This window comes from Ruminococcus sp. RTP21484sp1_RTP21281st1_A8_RTP21281_210402, from assembly GCF_040914025.1.
Taxonomy (GTDB): Bacteria; Bacillota; Clostridia; order Lachnospirales; family Lachnospiraceae; genus Blautia_A; species Blautia_A faecis.
This window is the reverse complement of record NZ_JBCPGE010000006.1, coordinates 23,437-41,505: the sequence shown is the minus strand read 5'-3', so window position 1 is coordinate 41,505 and position 18,069 is coordinate 23,437. Positions and strand designations below refer to the sequence as shown.

Here is an 18,069-nt window from a genome sequence, read left to right as displayed (position 1 = left end):
GTATTTTTTATGCAGCAAAGAGAGGATAATGAAGCAGAAAGTGAAAAAAAAGAATCTGTAGAAAAAGAAGAACAGCAAAATAAGCAGATCCGTGATATGGGACAGGTTATTTTAAATGAGAATTCCAATAAATACAAAGTGGAACTTCTGACGATCATCGGTGAGGTAGAGGGGCACGAATCGGCGCCGTCTCACAGCAAAACTACCAAATATGAGCATGTTTTGCCAAAGCTTGCCATGATCGAGGATGACAAGTCTGTGGACGGGCTTCTGGTTTTGCTTAATACTGTGGGCGGTGACGTGGAAGCTGGTCTTGCCATTGCAGAGATGATCGCCTCTTTAAGCGTGCCCACAGTGTCCCTGGTACTTGGAGGCGGTCACTCCATTGGTGTTCCCATGGCTGTATCTGCAGATTATTCTTTTGTAGTTCCCAGTGCCACCATGGTGATCCACCCTGTTCGCACAAATGGCATGTTTATTGGCGTCGCCCAGTCCTACCGCAACATGGAGAAAATCCAGGACCGGATCACCACCTTCATTTCCAGTCACACTCACATGTCCCAGGAAAGACTGGAAGAACTAATGCTGGACACTACGCAGCTGGTAAAAGATGTGGGAACTATGTTAGAAGGTCCGGAGGCAGTGAAAGAAGGTCTAATCGATGAAGTTGGAGGAATGAAAGAAGCTCTTGGGAAATTATATGATTTAATTGGGAAAGAGAAAAGCAAATCCCCTGAAAAATGAAAAATTATACATTTTTTGGAAAAAATATAAGAAAAACAGGAGAATTTTATTTTACTAACCTGTCTTTTTGTGCTATAGTGTTATAGGATATGACCGACACAAGTGTCCATACAGCGGACATATACATGAAGTGACGGTTAAATATAGGTTACTGCCCGCGGAGTGAGCAGCAACAAATATAGTACTTCAGGAGGGAACTATGTATAAGATACTCAACGCAGAGAAACTTTCTGCAAATGTTTTTCTTATGGATGTGGAAGCTCCTCGTGTGGCTAAGCATTGTCTGCCTGGCCAGTTCGTCATCGTGAAAATGGACGAAGTAGGAGAGAGAATTCCGCTTACAATCTGCGACTATGATGCAGAGAAAGGTACTGTAACAATCGTTTTCCAGCCGGCTGGTGCTTCAACAACCAGAATGGCCCAGCTGAAAGCAGGCGATTACTTCGAAGATTTTGTTGGACCTCTGGGACAGCCATCTGAGCTTTGCCATGAAGATCTCGAAGAGCTTAAGAAGAAAAAAATCGTTTTCGTAGCAGGTGGTGTTGGTACAGCTCCTGTATATCCTCAGGTGAAATGGCTTCACGAGCATGGCATTACCGCTGATGCGATCGTTGGTGCCAAGACAAAGGATCTCCTTATTCTTGAGGACAAGATGAAAGAAGTATGTAATCTGTATGTTACTACAGATGATGGTTCTTATGTACGTAAAGGTATGGGTACAGATGTACTTCGTGACCTTGTGCAGAATCAGGGCAAAGAGTATGATCTCTGCGTTGCAATCGGACCGATGATCATGATGAAATTTGTCTGCCTGTTAACAAAAGAACTGAACATTCCTACAGTTGTCAGCATGAACCCGATCATGGTAGACGGAACCGGTATGTGCGGAGCCTGTCGTTTAATGGTTGGCGGCGAAGTGAAATTTGCCTGCGTAGACGGACCGGAATTTGATGGACATAAAGTTGATTTCGACCTTGCCATGAAGAGACAGCAGATGTATAAGACCGAAGAGGGACGTGCTCTTCTGAAGCTTCAGGAAGGCGATACCCATCACGGCGGATGCGGACATTGTGGAGGTGACAAATAATGGCAGATGTATTAAAGAAAGTACCAGTCAGAGAGCAGGCTCCTAAGGTTCGTGCTACTAACTTTGAAGAGGTTTGCCTTGGTTACAATAAAGAAGAGGCAATGGAAGAAGCAAACAGATGCCTTGGCTGTAAGAAAGCAAAATGTATGGAAGGATGCCCGGTATCTATCAATATCCCAGGCTTCGTTCATGAAGTAAAAGAAGGAAACTTTGAAAAAGCTTACCAGATCATCGGTGAGTCCAGTGCTCTTCCGGCTGTTTGCGGACGTGTATGTCCTCAGGAGACACAGTGCGAGGGTAAATGTATCCGCGGTCTGAAAGGGGAAGCTGTTTCCATTGGTAAACTGGAGCGTTTCGTTGCTGACTGGGCGAAGGAGAATGGTATCAAACCAGTTCCGGCTGCACAGAGGAACGGACATAAAGTTGCAGTGATCGGTTCCGGTCCTTCCGGACTTACCTGCGCCGGAGATCTTGCAAAGATGGGTTACGATGTAACAATCTTCGAGGCACTTCATAAAGCTGGTGGAGTTCTTGTTTATGGTATTCCGGAATTCCGTCTTCCAAAAGACAAAGTAGTTGCAGCAGAGGTTGAAAACGTAAAATCTCTGGGTGTTAAGATTGAGACCAACGTTATCATTGGTAAATCCGTAACAATCGACGAGCTTCTTAAAGATGAGGGCTTTGAGGCTGTATTTATCGGATCCGGTGCCGGACTTCCTATGTTCATGGGAATCCCGGGTGAGCAGGCTAACGGTGTATTCTCCGCTAACGAGTACCTGACACGTAACAACCTTATGAAAGCATTCCGTGAGGATTATGATACTCCGATCGCACATGGCAAGAAGGTTGCTGTTGTTGGTGGTGGTAACGTTGCTATGGACGCTGCAAGAACTGCACTTCGTCTTGGCGCAGAGGTACATATTATTTATCGTCGTTCAGAAGCAGAGCTGCCTGCACGTAAAGAGGAAGTTCATCACGCAAAAGAAGAGGGCGTACAGTTTGATCTTCTCTGCAATCCTGTTGAGATCCTTACAGATGACAAAGACTGGGTAACCGGTATTAAATGTATCCGTATGGAGCTTGGCGAGCCGGACGCTTCCGGAAGAAGACGCCCTGTTGAGATTCCTGGTTCTGAGTTTACCATCGACGTTGATACTGTTATCATGTCCCTTGGTACAAGCCCGAACCCGCTGATTTCTTCTACAACCATCGGTCTTGATGTAAACAAGAGAAAATGTATCATTGCTGACGAAGAGTTTGGTAAGACTTCAAAAGAAGGCGTATATGCTGGTGGAGATGCTGTTACAGGTGCTGCCACTGTTATCCTTGCTATGGGAGCAGGTAAAGCAGGTGCACGCGGCATCGATGAGTATATTAAGAGCAAATATGCAAAATAAAAGCTGCTGGCCTCAAAATGGACAGTAACAAATATATGCACCTTTTTTCTGAAAAGTAAGAAGGTGTGAGTTCCCTGTCTGGGATTTCGGTTTGAAATCTCAGGCAGGGTTTTTTCTATATATTATAGCGTGTTTGAAAAATCATTCCTGCAATCTCACGCCCCACAGACAAAACAGTCGTTCGATTAAAGTTGTATCTTTGCCGGCTTTGTGATATAATAGGTACACTTGGCGGGCTTTCGCGGCCTGTCTTATCCCAAAGAAAAGGAAATATTGAATATGTCAGTTTTACAGGCGATTTTATTAGGAATTGTTCAGGGGATCACGGAGTTTCTTCCTGTGAGCAGTTTCGGACATCTGGCAGCCATAGAAAATGCAATGGGAATTACACGAAACACTGCAGTCCTTTTTGAAGTGCTTCTTCACATGGGCACGATGGTGGCAGTTTTTTTTGCATTCCATGAAGATCTCCGCCGGATCGGAGAGGAACTTCTGGGCATGATCATGGATATAATCGGGAATGTAAATATCTATTTTCACAATAGGAAAACCGGTGACAATCTCCACTATGCCAGAGTGGTGCACGGAACATACCGTAAATTTACAGCGATTATGGCTGTATCATTTATTCCCACAGCATTGCTTGGATACATTTGCAGAAGACTGGTGACAAGAGCGGCGATTTCCCCGCTTCTTCCAGGAGCATGTATCCTTGTGACAGGAGTGTTTCTTCTTGTGACAGACCTCAGTAATATTGGTGGGGTCAAGACACCGAAAGATGTGACTTATGATAATGCCATGTGGATTGGAATTTGTCAGGGGATTTCCGTATTTCCAGGTATATCCAGATGTGGAATGACGATTTGTGCAGGCTTATTATGCGGTTTCAGCAGGAAATTTGCAGTGAAATATTCTTATCTTATCAGCATTCCGGCAGTTCTGGGCTCTCTTTTTCTGGAACTGGGACAGTTTACCACGCCAAAGATGAGTGTGTCTCTTGGATTTACCTATGTCTTTGGTATGATCGTGGCAGGAGTAGTTGGATATTTTATGATACGCAATCTGCTCCGCATTTTACAGCATGTGAAACTGCGCTATTTCGCATTTTACTGTTTTGTGGCAGGAGCCATAGCGCTTATTAGCAATTTTGCATAACTGTCCGGCAGGAAAGCTTACAGAAACATGGAGCGGTTACAAATTTGCCTGATGAAGGGGGAACTTTTTAATGGCAGCGTCTAATACGCCGAAGAAATCAACAACCAAACGTAGTACATCCGCGAAGAAAAAATCTTCCGCACGTACCCAGTCTAAAAAGAATACAGTAGGAAAGCAGTCAATATCCAGCGGCTTTCAGACGGAAATCATACTTCTGGTGCTGATGGCGGCAGCGATCATTCTTATGGTAAGTTGTGTCGGACTTGGTGGAAATGTTGGAGGAAGCATCAGCAAGGTACTTATGGGAGTAATGGGACTGATGGCTTATATTTTTCCCGTTGTACTTTTTATTATGGCGGCATTTCTGATCTCCAATAAGGGAAATGTGCTTGCCTATAAGAAAACAGCTGCAGCTGCAGTTCTGTTTCTGATCTGCTGTGAACTGGCACAGCTTTTCACAGAAGGCTATACAGAGAGTACAACTCTTGCAGAATATTACAGGATCAGTTCTGAGTATCGTACCGGCGGCGGAGCCATTGGAGGTGCAATCTGTATTTCCACCATCTCCGCATTTGGAACCATCGGTGCTTATGTGATCATAGTACTTGTGATCCTGGTATGTTTGATCCTGATCACGCAGCATTCTTTCCTGGGATTTTTGTATAAGGTTTATGATAAGATCCTGGAAGCTGTGAAAGGGCAGCAGGCTCTCTATCAGGAGGGAGCACCGGAGCGTCAGCTGAAGAAGCAGCTGAAAGCCCAGCAGCGCCAGCAGGCAGCCCAGGAGCGCCGTGAGAAAAGGATGCAGGAGCTGGAGGCTGCACTTGCAGAAGAGGGGATTACTCCAGATATGGTGGAAGAATCGTCCCGCTTTGAGAAAAAGACAGCCAAACAGAAGGGGAAAAAAGCTTTCAGGACAGCTGGGAATGATTCCAGGGCAAATTCCAGAATGAGGATGAGTGGAAATAAGCAGACCCGGGGCAGAAGAGGAGAAGACCTGGACTCTACCGGCTTTCTTGCAGGGACAGATTTATTTGGAGATAGAAATTCCGGGGAAAATGGGGAATCTGTAGATCAGGAATTTCCTTTAAATCCAAAGAATGCCATGAATCCGGAAGATGCAGGATCACTGGAGAATATGGCTACAGTGAATGGAGAATTTTCCGAGAGTGCTTCTGCTCAGAATCTTCCGATTAATACAGGAAAGTATGTGGATATCAGTGAGTATCGGGTTCAGGATGATGATCTGTCAATTGATGACAGAGAATCACAGGAGGAAACACAGCTGCAGTTTGCAATTCACCGTTCCGAGCCAGAGCAGCCAGACGAGCCAGATCTGAATACGAGAGCCTCCTCCGGACAAGATGATCCTGTACCGTCATATTCTATGGAAAAGGATACCACGGAAGAGGACGGTACTGTCTATATGAAAAATCCAGTTAGCAGTGACCAACCAGTTGAGGCAGAGGAAGAAGAAAACAGCTATGATGGAGTGGATTTTAATGAAGTTATGGCTACCATGCAGAATGCAGCTGCTTTGACGAGAGATACTTCTGGCGCAGCAGGTGGCGCTACCCATGGATCTCCGGCAACTTCTGGCTTCCACTCTTCTGAAGCTTCTGGCGAAATGGCAGCGGGGAATGGAGCTTCGGATGAAACTGCTTCCCGTCAGTCGGCGAAGAATCCTAAGTCTTCCAGGCAGGAGATTGCCAACGGAATTGTAAATATCCAGCATGAGATCAAAACCCAGGAAGCGGCGGTGAAAAAGGAATATCAGTATCCGCCTGTGAATCTTCTGAAACGTGGAAATGGGAAATCCCAGGGAGACTCTGATTCCCATCTTCGAAAGACAGCTCAGAAATTACAGGAAATCCTGTATAATTTCGGAGTAAATGCCAAGGTTACAAACGTAAGCTGCGGACCTACAGTTACCAGGTATGAGCTGCAGCCGGAAATGGGCGTAAAGGTAAGCAAGATCGTAGGTCTCTCTGATGATATCAAGCTGAATCTCGCCGCGCCGGATATCCGTATTGAGGCTCCGATCCCGGGTAAGGCAGCTGTAGGTATCGAGGTACCCAATAAAGAACACAGTGCAGTTATGCTCCGTGATCTGATCCAGAGCCCGGAGTTTATGAATGCCAAATCCAAGCTGGCTTTTGCTGCTGGTAAAGATATTGAGGGCAAGACGATCGTGGCAGATATTGCCAAAATGCCCCATCTTCTGATCGCAGGTTCCACCGGATCCGGTAAATCTGTTTGTATCAATACACTTATTATCAGTATTTTATATAAAGCCAAGCCAGACGAGGTCAAGCTGATCATGATTGACCCGAAAGTGGTAGAGCTTAGTGTTTATAATGGTATCCCGCATCTGTTCATTCCGGTTGTCACAGATCCGAAGAAAGCTGCCGGGGCTCTGAACTGGGCAGTAAATGAGATGAGTAACCGTTACAACACTTTTGCAGAGTATGGGGTACGAAATCTGGAAGAGTTTAACCGCAAGATTGAGAAGATGAAGTTCCCGGAGGGAGAGCAGCGCCCTGAGAAAATGTGTCAGATCGTCATTATCGTAGATGAGCTTGCAGACCTTATGATGGTAGCTCCAGGAGACGTGGAGGATGCCATCTGCCGTCTGGCCCAGCTGGCTCGTGCTGCAGGCATCCATCTGGTTATTGCTACTCAGAGACCGTCTGTCAATGTTATTACCGGTCTTATTAAAGCAAACATGCCGTCACGTATTGCCTTTGCAGTTACTTCCGGCGTGGATTCCAGAACCATTCTGGATATGAACGGCGCAGAGAAGCTTCTTGGTAAAGGAGATATGCTGTTTTATCCGCAAGGCTACCAGAAGCCTGCCAGACTGCAGGGAGCCTTTGTTTCAGATGACGAAGTCAGCAATATTGTGGATTTCCTTGCAGATAAGAATCCGCGGACAGATTACGACAATAAGATTGAACAGCAGATGAACAATGCGGTTCTTACAGCTGGCGGAAGCTCCGGTGGCAATGAGCGGGATGTCTATTTCGAGCAGGCAGGTAAGTTCATTATTGAGAAGGAAAAGGCTTCCATCGGTATGCTGCAGAGAATGTATAAGATTGGATTTAACCGCGCAGCCCGTATTATGGATCAGCTCTGTGACGCTGGGGTAGTAGGTACTGAAGAAGGTACGAAGCCGCGTAAGGTACTGATGAGTATGGATGAGTTCCAGACTTATGTGGAAGAGCATTTGTAAAAATTTATATGATACCAGTGTCAAAAGGTCAAAAAGCCGTTCGTGCTTGCACGATAAGGCTTTTGAACTTGGGACACGCCAAATATGAGAAAGTAGCGATTTACGAAGTAAATCAGCGGATTTCGAATATTTGGAGGATTGCGGGAGCAGCGTAGCTGCGTAGCAATCCGGGTATCAAATGAGTGTCAAAAGACCTTTTGACACTCATATCATTTATATAAATTGGTATAACAGTTAAGAAAATATATGTAAAGGAGACAATAAAAATGGTAAAACATATGGTAATGTGGTCATTTAAAGAAGAGATTCCTGAGGAGAAGAAGCCTGAATTAAAAGCACAGATCAAAGAACATCTTGAAGGTCTGGTTGGTGTTGTGCCAGGGCTCATTAAGGCAGAGGTTGTTACAGACCTTCTTCCATCCAGCACACGTGATTTATGTCTGATCACTGAGCTGGAAAGCGCTGAGGCACTGGCTGCCTATGCAGTAAATCCGAATCATGTTCATGTTGCGGACACTTACGTAAGACCAAATGTATGCGATCGTGTAGCAATGGACTTTGAGGTGTAAATGGAAATTCGTATTATCACAGTTGGAAAAATTAAAGAGAAGTACCTGAATGATGGAATTGCAGAGTACGCCAAGCGTCTTGGCCGCTATTGTAAGCTGAATTTTATCCAGGTGCCAGATGAGAAGACTCCAGATAAAGCTTCCGATGCGCTGAACCGTCAGATCAAAGAGACGGAGGGCAATCGGCTTCTTAGCCATATCCGCGATACAGATTACGTGATTGCACTTGCTATAGAAGGTAAAATGCTGGATTCTGTAGAGCTTTCTGACCTGATTTCCAAATTAGGCGTTCAGGGAAAAAGCAGCATTGCCTTTGTGATCGGAGGATCACTTGGGCTTTCTGATGCTGTTTTGAAACGGGCAGATTATAAGCTCAGTTTTTCAAGAATGACGTTTCCGCATCAATTGATGCAGATGATTCTGTTGGAACAAATTTACAGGGGATATCGGATTATGCATCATGAGCCTTATCATAAATAATGAGATTTCATTTTTGTAAAGTTCCATAAATGATAATTGCAGACACAAGAACTCCCAGATGTTAGAGCATGTTCGAGGCAGCTAACATCCGGGAGTTTATTAGTTTACACGAGCAATCAGTCAAAACCTAAAGCCGACGTTTGTGTAAGTTTCTGGCGATTGCTGCCATAACGCGCAAAACGTGTGGTATATGGTTTGTTAAAGCTTGCAATATATTTGAAGATAAATTTGGGAGTGGTACTTAAATTCCACTTGTGCGGATAGATTCCACAGCCTCTTTGATTTTCTCTGGTGGAAGTACCAACGCGAAGCGCACATATCCTTCCCCATGAGGACCAAAGCTTGCGCCAGGAGTAACGATGACACCGGCTTTTTCCATTAATTCCATACAGAATGCCATGCTGTCCGTGCGTTTTCCAGGAAGCTTTGCCCATACGAACATAGTTCCTTTACCGTTTGGCTTCTCCCAGCCGATGGAAGCAAGTCCGTCGCATAGAGCATCACGGCGTGCCTGGTATTGTCTGCATTGTTCTTTTACGCTGTCCAGAGGTCCCTCCAGAGCAGCGATAGCCGCTTTCTGGATTGGCAGGAACATACCGAAATCGATCTGGCTGCGAAGCTTTTTTAGAGCAGAGATGATTTCTGGATTTCCAATGAGAAAGCTGATTCTGGCGCCGGTTACGTTAAAGGATTTGGAAAGGCTGAAAAATTCAACACCAATCTCCCGCGCGCCAGGAGTGGCAAGAAAACTTCCACCTTCCACGCCATCAAAGATAATATCGCTGTATGCATTGTCATGGATAATTAAAATATCGTATTTTTTTGCAAATGCAACAATTTCTTCATAAAGTCCCGGTGTGGCAATGCTTCCTACCGGGTTGGATGGAAGAGAGACTACCATGTAACGGGCCTTGCGAGCCACATCTTCCGGAATATCCTTTACATATGGCAGGAAATCATGCTCTGCTACAAGCGGGTAGTAGTAAGGAACCGCGCCTCCTAATTTGCTTCCTGCTGCGAAAACCGGATAGCACGGATCTGGAAGAAGAACCACATCTCCTTCGTCGCATAAAGTCATGCCAAGATGTCCCATGCCTTCCTGACTTCCATAAACAGACATTACCATATCCGGCGTGATTTCCACATGGAAACGCTTCTTGTAATATGCACAGACCGCATCCAGAAGCTCCGGCAGGTCGCGGAGACTGTAGCGCCAGTTCTGATCGTTAGCGGCAGCTTCCATCAGTGCTTTCTTAATATGATCCGGTGTATGGAAATCCGGAGTTCCCACACTCATGTTGTAGATCTTCTTTCCCTGTTTCTCAAGTTTAAGCCGCCTTTCATTGAGCGCGGCAAAAATTTCATCTCCAAATAAATCCAGTCTTTTGGAAAATTTCATCGTAAGTAAGCCTTCTTTCTCTCAAAATGCCAAACCAATAGGTTTGTGCTAAAATCCTGTTTATTTTATCACAGTACTACAACAGAGTGCAAGACAAAAATGTATTTTCGGGCAAGACATTTGTATTGCTAATAGCAAACGAAAATGGATGGCTGCCGTGCACTGCCAGATTTAGGGGTAAAGTTCTTTTTTGTATAAATTTTAGAAAAAAATAGCAGCAGACACTTAAGAGGGCATTGTCTAAAAATAGAGAAACGTGTATAATTGGCTATATCAAACCAAGGGAGGAAAAGAAAATGAAGAAGTTTCTCGAAGAATTTAAGGAATTTTTTGCATGGTGAAAGCTCTGAATAAAGCAGCTGAGAAAATCCCCCCCCTTGATTTGAATAAAAAGACATGCGAGGACATAAATGAAAGACTACATGGCCCCTATGGAGGGCGTGACAAACTTTGTATACCGCCGGACTTATCACCGGTTTTATCATCCCATGGATAAATATTTTACTCCGTTTATTTCTGCCAAGCCGAAGAAAAACCTGAGCTTCCAGGAAATTTGCGAGGTGTCACCGGAGCGGAATGAGGGAATGTACGTGGTTCCCCAGATCCTGACCTGCAATGCAGATGATTTTATCCGTACTGCCCAGCTTTTGAAAGATGATTACGGACACCAGGAAGTGAACCTGAATCTTGGTTGTCCTTCTGGAACAGTTACAGCGAAGGGAAAGGGTGCCGGATTTCTGGCAGAGCCCCAGAAGCTGGATCAGTTCCTGGATCAGATTTTTTCGAAACTTGATATGAAAATTTCCATAAAGACCAGAATTGGAACTCACTACGAGGAAGACTGGGAGTATCTGCTGGCCATTTATGAAAAATATCCCATTCATGAACTGATCATCCACCCAAGGATTCAGACAGATATGTATCGCGGAGTGCCGCGGCTCGGAGCTTATGAGAAGGCTGTAAACCGTCTGAAAATGCCACTTTGCTATAATGGGAATCTGTTTTCTGCAGCTGATTATAAGCGGATTACAGAGCGTTTTCCAGACACTTGCTGCTTCATGTATGGAAGAGGGCTGATCACGAATCCGGGGCTGGTAACTGAGATCCGGGAAGGCATTCGTCCGGATAAAAAGACAGTAAGAGAATTCCATGATTGTCTTTTCGAAGAGTATCGGGAACTTCTTTCCGGCGAACGGAATGTGCTGTTCCGTATGAAAGAATTATGGAGCTATATGGCCGTTAATTTTACAAATTATGAGAAATATGCCAAGAAAATCAAGAAATCCCAGCATCTGTCAGAGTATTCGTCTGTGGTATCCAGTTTATTTGCAGAGCAGGATTTGATAGATTAAGTATTTTGGATATTTAGAACGCTGAAAGGATCCCCCTTGGCGGGCTAAATAGCAATAAATAATTCGAAAGAGGAATAACATGTTAAATACCGATCGTTTTGAAGAATTTATATCTCAGTATCCCATTTATGAATACCGCCTTGTGGATACTGCTGAAATAGAGGTAAGAGAGCGGGTGCGGATCATCTGCAAACAGGAGTGTGAGCGTTACGGCACTACCTGGGCCTGTCCCCCTGCTGTGGGCAGTCTGGAAGAATGTGGGAAGCGAATCCACAGTTATCCAAATGGAATCCTTTTTTCCAGTGTGGCAGAGGTTTCCGATGTGATGAACATGGCGGAAATGCTTGCTACCCGAGATGCTCACGAGGAGCTGACTACAGAGGTAGCCGGATTTTTGAAAGGGGAGGGATTTGAGACATTTACCTTGTCCACTGAATCCTGCGATCTTTGCGAGCATTGTGCCTATTTAGACGGAAAGCCCTGTCGCTTCCCTGAGAAAATGCATCCCTGCCTGGAAAGTCACGGTGTAGTGGTAAATGAGCTGGTAGAGCATCATTCCATGGAATATAATCTTGGCGGAAATACCATTCTGTGGTTTTCCCTGGTGCTTTTTCGCCAGAGAGCGTGATCTGTTAAATATAAATCAGAATGAAAAGAAAACCTCCCGCATAAGCTAGAGATAAAGACCGGGAGGCTTTTTTTATGTCTGTATCAGAACGTTTTATGACAGCTATGGAACTTCCTGGTGACCTGTCCTGTAAAGCCCCTATTATAACGATTACCGGACCGTCGCAGGTACAGATTGAAAATTATAAAAGCATCTTATCCTATACAAGCGAGAAATTAATCGTGGTTACCTGCCAGGGACGCGTGATCCTTCAAGGGAAAAATCTGGAAATATTTCATTACACTACTTGGGAAATGGAAATAAAAGGGCAGATTTTGTCGGTAATGTTAGAGCGTGTTTGAAAAATCATTTCCGCAATCTGTATGCCCCGGTTTGCAGTATATTTCACCTGAATTCGGTTGCCGTTCGGCAGTACATTGTAAATCCAATATAAATGGAGGCGAGATTAAAATGAATGACCCCGAAAAAATACTCCATGGATTTTTAGAAATTTCAGTATCCGGTGACCAGCTGGAACGTTTCCTGAATTTGTGCCATGCCAGAGCTGTCTCTTTGGAAAGAATCCGTTATCTGTCAGAAAAAAACATAACAACTCGCATCTCCATAAATGATTTCCGAAAACTCCTTCCCATACATAGAAAGACCAGAGTCCGTATCCATATTCTAAAAAAAAGAGGTTTGCCGTTTTTGCTGCTCAGAATCCAAAAACGTAAGTGCTTTACAGCCGGGTTCCTTCTTTGTGTGGTCTTGCTGCTTTGGCTCTCTGGCCACATCTGGAATATCCACATTGATGGAAATGTAAAAAATTCCACCCCTCAGCTTCTGGAATTTCTGGACCAGCAGGGAATTACCCATGGGATCCGTAAAAATCAGGTTAACTGTACCCGGATTGCCGACCTTCTCAGGAAAAACTACCCGGATATTACTTTTGTTTCCGCCAGGGTTCAAGGTACCCGGCTTCTTCTTACCATTCAGGAAGAAAACCTCACAGAAGGTATCCGGCAAACAAAATCTCCATGCAATCTGATTTCCAATCTGGATGGGAAAATTGTGAATATGGTTATCAGAAATGGAACTCCACTTGTTAAAACTGGAGACATTTGCAAACAGGGTGATATTCTGGTATCTGGCGAGGTGCCAATCCTGAATGACAGCCAGGAGGTTGTACGTGTGGAATATGTTCCGGCAGACGCAGACATCTATGTGCGCCATCAGATTGCCTATTATCAGGAGGTCCCCCTTTCCTATGAAAAAAAGGTTCAAAGCGGCACTTCAAAAACCAGCTGGTATTTTCGTGTTGGTGACTTCGTTTTTGGCGCAGATACAGGAAAAAAATCCAGATATATAACCTCAACGGAAGAAATCCCCTGGAAACTTACCGAGAATTTCGTCCTTCCTTTTTCCCTGGGAAAAATCACCCGAACACCTTATAAGATACAGAGCACAGTTTACACGAAAGAACAGGCTCAGAAGAAAGCAGTGCAGCAGCTGAGAATATATGAACAAAAACTTCTGAATAAAGGAATCCGGATTGCAGATTCCCGGTTGTCTGTCACATTTGACAGTACAAATTGTACTGTGCAGGGTACATTGACAGTAGATGAAAAAAGCGGAAAGAAGCAGAATATAGAATTCAGTCAGGAATCATAAGTGTTGAAAAACAATCTTTAGAGTGGTATACTTTTACCCAGAGATATTTTTGAACAGACACAAGGAGGAGCAGTTTTTGAAATCCACGAATATAGAGATTGACTCATTAGATATTTTACAGGAGCTTTTTGGAATCAATGATAAGCTGATCAAGGTGATTGAGAATCGTCTTGGCGTATCCATTACCCAGAGAAATTCCTGCATTACCGTAAGTGGGACTAATGACGGCAGGATACATTCAGCTGTGAATATTATTGAAGCCATGAAGGAAGCTCTTGAAAAACAGCAGCAGCTTTCCGTGGATATGATCCATCGTTTTCTGGATGAGACCGAGGAAGAGGATGACAGCGAGGAGGATATTGCAGACAGCACCCGCAAGGTGCTGGGGGATGCAGTGACTTTGAATTATAAGAATATTCCAATTCGAACTAAGACAATTGGACAGAAAAATTATATCACTGCTTTGAAGAACAATACGGTTACTATCTGTATCGGACCTGCCGGTACAGGTAAAACATACCTGGCAGTTGCTTATGCGGCAGAGCTGTACCGGAATGACGAGATTGAGAGAATCATTCTCAGCCGTCCGGCCATTGAAGCGGGCGAGAAGCTTGGTTTCCTTCCGGGAGATTTACAGGAGAAGGTTGATCCTTATCTGAAGCCGCTTTACGATGCACTAAATGACGTATTCGGGCCAGATCAGGCTGCGAAGTTAAGAGAACGGGGAATCATTGAGGTTGCACCTCTTGCATATATGCGAGGCCGTACTTTGAATAACAGTATGATCATCATTGATGAGAGCCAGAATGCCACACTTCCTATTTTGAAAATGGCACTTACCCGTATTGGTACTGGTTCTAAGATGATTCTTACCGGCGATGTAACACAGATCGACCTTTCCAAAGAGACGGATTCCGGACTTCAGAAGTGTGCTTCTATTTTGAAAAATGTAGACGATATTGCTACTATTTCCCTGACGAACCGTGATGTTGTCCGCTGCAAGATCGTGAAGGACATTGTTAAAGCATTTGAGAAAGAGGAAGCGAAAGCCCAGGAAAAGACCCAGAAGCGGGCAGTTCGGAGGACAAGCCGGTAATTGGGAAGCCAGGACAAAATTTTCAGTAAATGACAATCAATATCCTGTGGGAAGATTAATTTGAAACTGAAATGTGAATTTTACAGAATAATTCAAACAAAATAGTAAAATTGAACATATGGTGTCGCCTGTTTGAGAAATCAGGCAGATGTCATACAGGAGGAATAAGTTTTGGTAACAATAGAATACGAATGCGAGACCGATTTTGACCTTGGACTTGACTGTCCGGCGCTTGCGAAGATGGTTGCAGAGAAGGTGCTTGACATGGAGAAATGTCCATGGGATGCACAGGTAAATCTGGTTCTCACAGATAATGAAGAGATTAAAAGGGTAAATACAGAGTTCCGTGGCATTGAGAGAGCTACTGATGTTCTTTCTTTTCCAATGCTGCCATTTGAAACACCGGCAGATTATTCTGTGGCTGAAGATGATGAGTCCTGCTTTGATCTTGACAGTGGAGAGCTTCTTCTGGGAGATATTATGATTTCTGCAGAACGTGTTGCTGCCCAGGCAGAAGAGTATGGACACAGTGTAAAGAGGGAATTTTGCTTCCTAGTTGCACATAGTATGCTACACCTTCTGGGATACGATCACATGACTCCGGAGGAAGCCGCAGATATGGAAGCACGCCAGGCGAAGGCACTGGAGGAACTTGGAATTACCCGTTAAATTTTTTTGTGCATGACCCTATAACTGGAGAGGCTTTTGCTGTTTGCCGGTTACTGTTCACTGGTAACGTTCCGCGAGGTGTTTTTTGTGAACAAAGTTCACAGAAAACCCGAGAGTTGCGGCGCGAAATCATGCAAAGCATGATTTCTGTGCATCGCGAAGCGCGTTACTGTGAACGGAGTGAACAGTAACGTTTGCCGTGAATAAGTTACTATGAAAGTTCCGGATGGCAGTTGCAAAGCGACTGATTTTCATATAAGGTGATGTCATCAGCAGGTGGCATTACCATTCCGGATGTATTTATAAGTGGCGGTTTCTGCAGTTTCTGTTCAGTTAGAAGGTTAAATATATATGCATAAGGAGGAGAAGACATGAAGAAAAAAATATTTAAACTTCTCACAGGAATGTTGCTTTCCTGCGCACTTGCAGGATCCACAGTAGCGGTACAGGCAGAGGAAGCCGGGACAGATACCGTGAAGAGTTATCTTACCGGAGAGGATGTATCTGTCGGCATTGGCCACAGACGTCCCATCGCAGTTATGCTTGGCAACGATACCAATGGCGCTCCACAGAGCGGAACTGAGAACGCAGGAGTCATTTATGAAGCACCGGTAGAGGGAAGCATCACCCGTCTCATGGCGATCATCGAGGACTATGACAATATTCCAAGGATCGGTTCTGTGCGAAGCTGCCGTGATTACTTCCTGTTCTATGCAAATGAGTATGATGCCATCTATTCTCATTATGGACAGTCTGTATATGCACTTCAGTATCTGGACCAGCACCTGATCGACAATCTGAACGGACTTACACTTGGAAATGCTTACTATCGCAGCACTGACCGTGTAGCACCGCACAATGCTTACACTGATTTCTCCCATCTTCAGGCAGGAATCCAGAGCCAGGGCTATAGCCAGGATTATAAAGAGGACTATAATGGTCATTTCCAGTTTGCACCGGAAGGAACTGAGACAACCCTGGATGACGGAGTTTCTGCAAATGTTGTGAAGCTTGATAATTTCGCTTATAACCATCCGTGGTTTGAGTACAATGCAGAGACTAAGGAGTACAGCCGCTTCCAGTTTAATGCACCGCATATTGACCAGAACACAGGTAATCAGCTGACATGTGAGAATATTATTTTACAGTATTCCAACTATGTTCCATATGATCCAAATGGTTATCTGAACGTAGATACCCAGTCCGGAGGTGAGGGCAAATACATCACCAGAGGCAAGGCAATCGACATCCACTGGACAAAGGATTCCCAGTGGGGAATCACTCATTATTATGATTCCAATAATCAGGAGATTCAGCTGAATCCTGGAAAAACATGGGTCGAGATCGTGCTGAATGATTCTGTAGGTTCTGTGTCTTTACAGTAAAATAAATTAAAAATGGAGAGGGACGTCATAAGATAAGGCGTTCCTCTTTTGTATTTACGTGAAAAACATGCTCTAGAGCCTGTCTGCACGAGCGCATGATGCAAATAAACGCGTTTTGACTTGATTTGCAAAAGTGATAGGACGATCAAAACACGGTAGAGCTCTTTCAGACTATGCAATATTTTACAGAAACAATAATTCTACACGTTAAAATGTGAAATTTTTCTGAAATTAAGAACTGTTTACCTGAAACCATGGACGAAATGAAAAAAATGATGTAAGATAAGAAATTGATATGTATGAAAACTACATGGAAACATAATAACGGAGTTGACAAATAAAATGAATGATCGGGAAAGACTGAAAGATAAAAAACGTATTGTAATCAAGATTGGAAGTTCCTCTCTTACCCATGCTGAAACTGGCAAGCTGAATCTTCGGAAACTGGAGATTCTGGTAAGGGAATTGGGCGATCTTCGAAATCAGGGTAAGGATGTGGTTCTGGTATCTTCAGGAGCCATCGCTGTTGGAGCAGCAGCTCTTGGATTTAAAGAGAAGCCACAGGAGCCTCGTCAGAAGCAGGCGTGTGCAGCGGTTGGACAGGCCAGACTTATGATGATTTACCAGAAGCTGTTTGGAGAATACAATCAGATGGCAGGTCAGATCCTGATGACCAAAAATACCATGGTAAACAACGCCAACCGCAAAAATGCAGAGAACACGTTTAATGAGCTTTTATCCATGGGTGTGATCCCTATTGTTAATGAGAATGACTCTATTTCCACCTATGAGCTTCAGTCTCTGGAAAAATTCGGAGACAACGATACCCTTTCTGCAGTGGTAGCTGCTCTTATAGGGGCAGATCTTCTGATCCTTATGTCAGACATAGACGGACTTTTTACAGATGATCCGAATACAAATCCAGATGCGAAATTTATTGACATGGTAGAAACATTGGACGATGAACTTCTTAACATGGGAAAATGCTCCTCCGGAAGCAAAGTGGGCACTGGAGGAATGGCTACCAAGCTTACAGCTGCCAGAATTGCCACAGCTGCCGGTACCGACATGGTAATTGCCAATGGCGGCGATTTTCATAATATTCACCGCATTGTGGAGGGCGACCCCTGCGGTACATTGTTTGTTGGAAAGAAAAAGGAAGAGTTTTTCCTGATCGATTATATTGAAAAATTGCTGTAACTGTTCAGTATCTTCACAGTTACAAT

Annotated in this window: 16 protein-coding genes and 1 pseudogene; 16 read left to right on the top strand and 1 reads right to left on the bottom strand. The window is 44.3% G+C overall.

Going from position 1 to position 18,069, the window contains the following annotated elements; all coding sequences use genetic code 11:
• Window positions 1-9: 9 nt before the first annotated feature.
• From AB5170_RS04050 to rlmH, 7 genes are all read left to right on the top strand, one after another.
• A complete protein-coding gene (locus AB5170_RS04050) occupies window positions 10-744 on the top strand; it encodes a ClpP family protease (RefSeq protein WP_118578400.1) in 735 nt (244 codons plus the stop codon).
• A gap of 199 nt (window positions 745-943) precedes the next feature.
• Entirely contained in the window at window positions 944-1,831 is an 888-nt protein-coding gene (locus AB5170_RS04045) for a sulfide/dihydroorotate dehydrogenase-like FAD/NAD-binding protein (RefSeq protein ID WP_118578399.1), read from the top strand.
• Window positions 1,831-3,228, top strand: a complete 1,398-nt coding sequence (gltA, locus tag AB5170_RS04040) for an NADPH-dependent glutamate synthase (RefSeq protein ID WP_173770881.1) — start codon at window positions 1,831-1,833, stop codon at window positions 3,226-3,228. Before AB5170_RS04045 ends, gltA begins: the two co-directional genes overlap by 1 nt.
• 279 nt (window positions 3,229-3,507) lie before the next feature.
• Window positions 3,508-4,383: an undecaprenyl-diphosphate phosphatase gene (locus tag AB5170_RS04035; protein ID WP_173773239.1), complete on the top strand. Its 876-nt coding sequence runs from the start codon at window positions 3,508-3,510 to the stop codon at window positions 4,381-4,383.
• Window positions 4,384-4,453: 70 nt separating this feature from the next.
• Window positions 4,454-7,615, top strand: coding sequence for a DNA translocase FtsK 4TM domain-containing protein (locus AB5170_RS04030; protein ID WP_368361820.1), 3,162 nt, complete (start codon window positions 4,454-4,456; stop codon window positions 7,613-7,615).
• Between the two features lie 266 nt (window positions 7,616-7,881).
• Window positions 7,882-8,184, top strand: a complete 303-nt coding sequence (locus AB5170_RS04025) for a Dabb family protein (RefSeq protein WP_118578395.1) — start codon at window positions 7,882-7,884, stop codon at window positions 8,182-8,184.
• Window positions 8,185-8,664, top strand: coding sequence for a 23S rRNA (pseudouridine(1915)-N(3))-methyltransferase RlmH (gene rlmH / locus AB5170_RS04020; RefSeq protein WP_313718176.1), 480 nt, complete (start codon window positions 8,185-8,187; stop codon window positions 8,662-8,664).
• Between the two features lie 241 nt (window positions 8,665-8,905).
• Here rlmH and AB5170_RS04015 read toward each other — a convergent pair whose 3' ends face one another.
• Window positions 8,906-10,063, bottom strand: a complete 1,158-nt coding sequence (locus tag AB5170_RS04015) for a pyridoxal phosphate-dependent aminotransferase (protein ID WP_368361819.1) — start codon at window positions 10,061-10,063, stop codon at window positions 8,906-8,908.
• 410 nt (window positions 10,064-10,473) lie between these two features.
• On the opposite strand from AB5170_RS04015, the gene AB5170_RS04010 reads away from it, so the two are divergent.
• The 9 genes and pseudogenes from AB5170_RS04010 to proB all read left to right on the top strand — a co-directional run bounded on the left by AB5170_RS04010 (window position 10,474) and on the right by proB (window position 18,043).
• Entirely contained in the window at window positions 10,474-11,415 is a 942-nt protein-coding gene (locus AB5170_RS04010) for a tRNA-dihydrouridine synthase (RefSeq protein ID WP_173718690.1), read from the top strand.
• Window positions 11,416-11,494: 79 nt separating this feature from the next.
• Window positions 11,495-12,043: a DUF2284 domain-containing protein gene (locus tag AB5170_RS04005; RefSeq protein ID WP_118578391.1), complete on the top strand. Its 549-nt coding sequence runs from the start codon at window positions 11,495-11,497 to the stop codon at window positions 12,041-12,043.
• 74 nt (window positions 12,044-12,117) lie between these two features.
• The gene (locus AB5170_RS04000) at window positions 12,118-12,384 is read left to right on the top strand and encodes a YabP/YqfC family sporulation protein (protein ID WP_118578390.1); all 267 of its coding nucleotides are present in this window, start codon (window positions 12,118-12,120) and stop codon (window positions 12,382-12,384) included.
• Window positions 12,385-12,416: 32 nt separating this feature from the next.
• Window positions 12,417-12,476: pseudogene (locus AB5170_RS03995) on the top strand (hypothetical protein); the annotation flags it as partial.
• A gap of 17 nt (window positions 12,477-12,493) precedes the next feature.
• Window positions 12,494-13,693 carry a sporulation protein YqfD gene (locus AB5170_RS03990; RefSeq protein WP_173718691.1) on the top strand — a complete coding sequence of 400 codons (1,200 nt, stop codon included), beginning with the start codon at window positions 12,494-12,496 and terminating at the stop codon, window positions 13,691-13,693.
• A 76-nt stretch (window positions 13,694-13,769) separates the two neighbouring features.
• Window positions 13,770-14,789 carry a PhoH family protein gene (locus AB5170_RS03985; RefSeq protein ID WP_118578388.1) on the top strand — a complete coding sequence of 340 codons (1,020 nt, stop codon included), beginning with the start codon at window positions 13,770-13,772 and terminating at the stop codon, window positions 14,787-14,789.
• A 171-nt stretch (window positions 14,790-14,960) separates the two neighbouring features.
• Window positions 14,961-15,458, top strand: a complete 498-nt coding sequence (gene ybeY, locus AB5170_RS03980; protein WP_226814799.1) for an rRNA maturation RNase YbeY — start codon at window positions 14,961-14,963, stop codon at window positions 15,456-15,458.
• A gap of 371 nt (window positions 15,459-15,829) precedes the next feature.
• Entirely contained in the window at window positions 15,830-16,843 is a 1,014-nt protein-coding gene (locus tag AB5170_RS03975) for a DUF3048 domain-containing protein (protein WP_233456007.1), read from the top strand.
• A gap of 342 nt (window positions 16,844-17,185) precedes the next feature.
• Window positions 17,186-18,043, top strand: coding sequence for a glutamate 5-kinase (gene proB / locus AB5170_RS03970; protein WP_173715582.1), 858 nt, complete (start codon window positions 17,186-17,188; stop codon window positions 18,041-18,043).
• Window positions 18,044-18,069 lie beyond the last annotated feature (26 nt).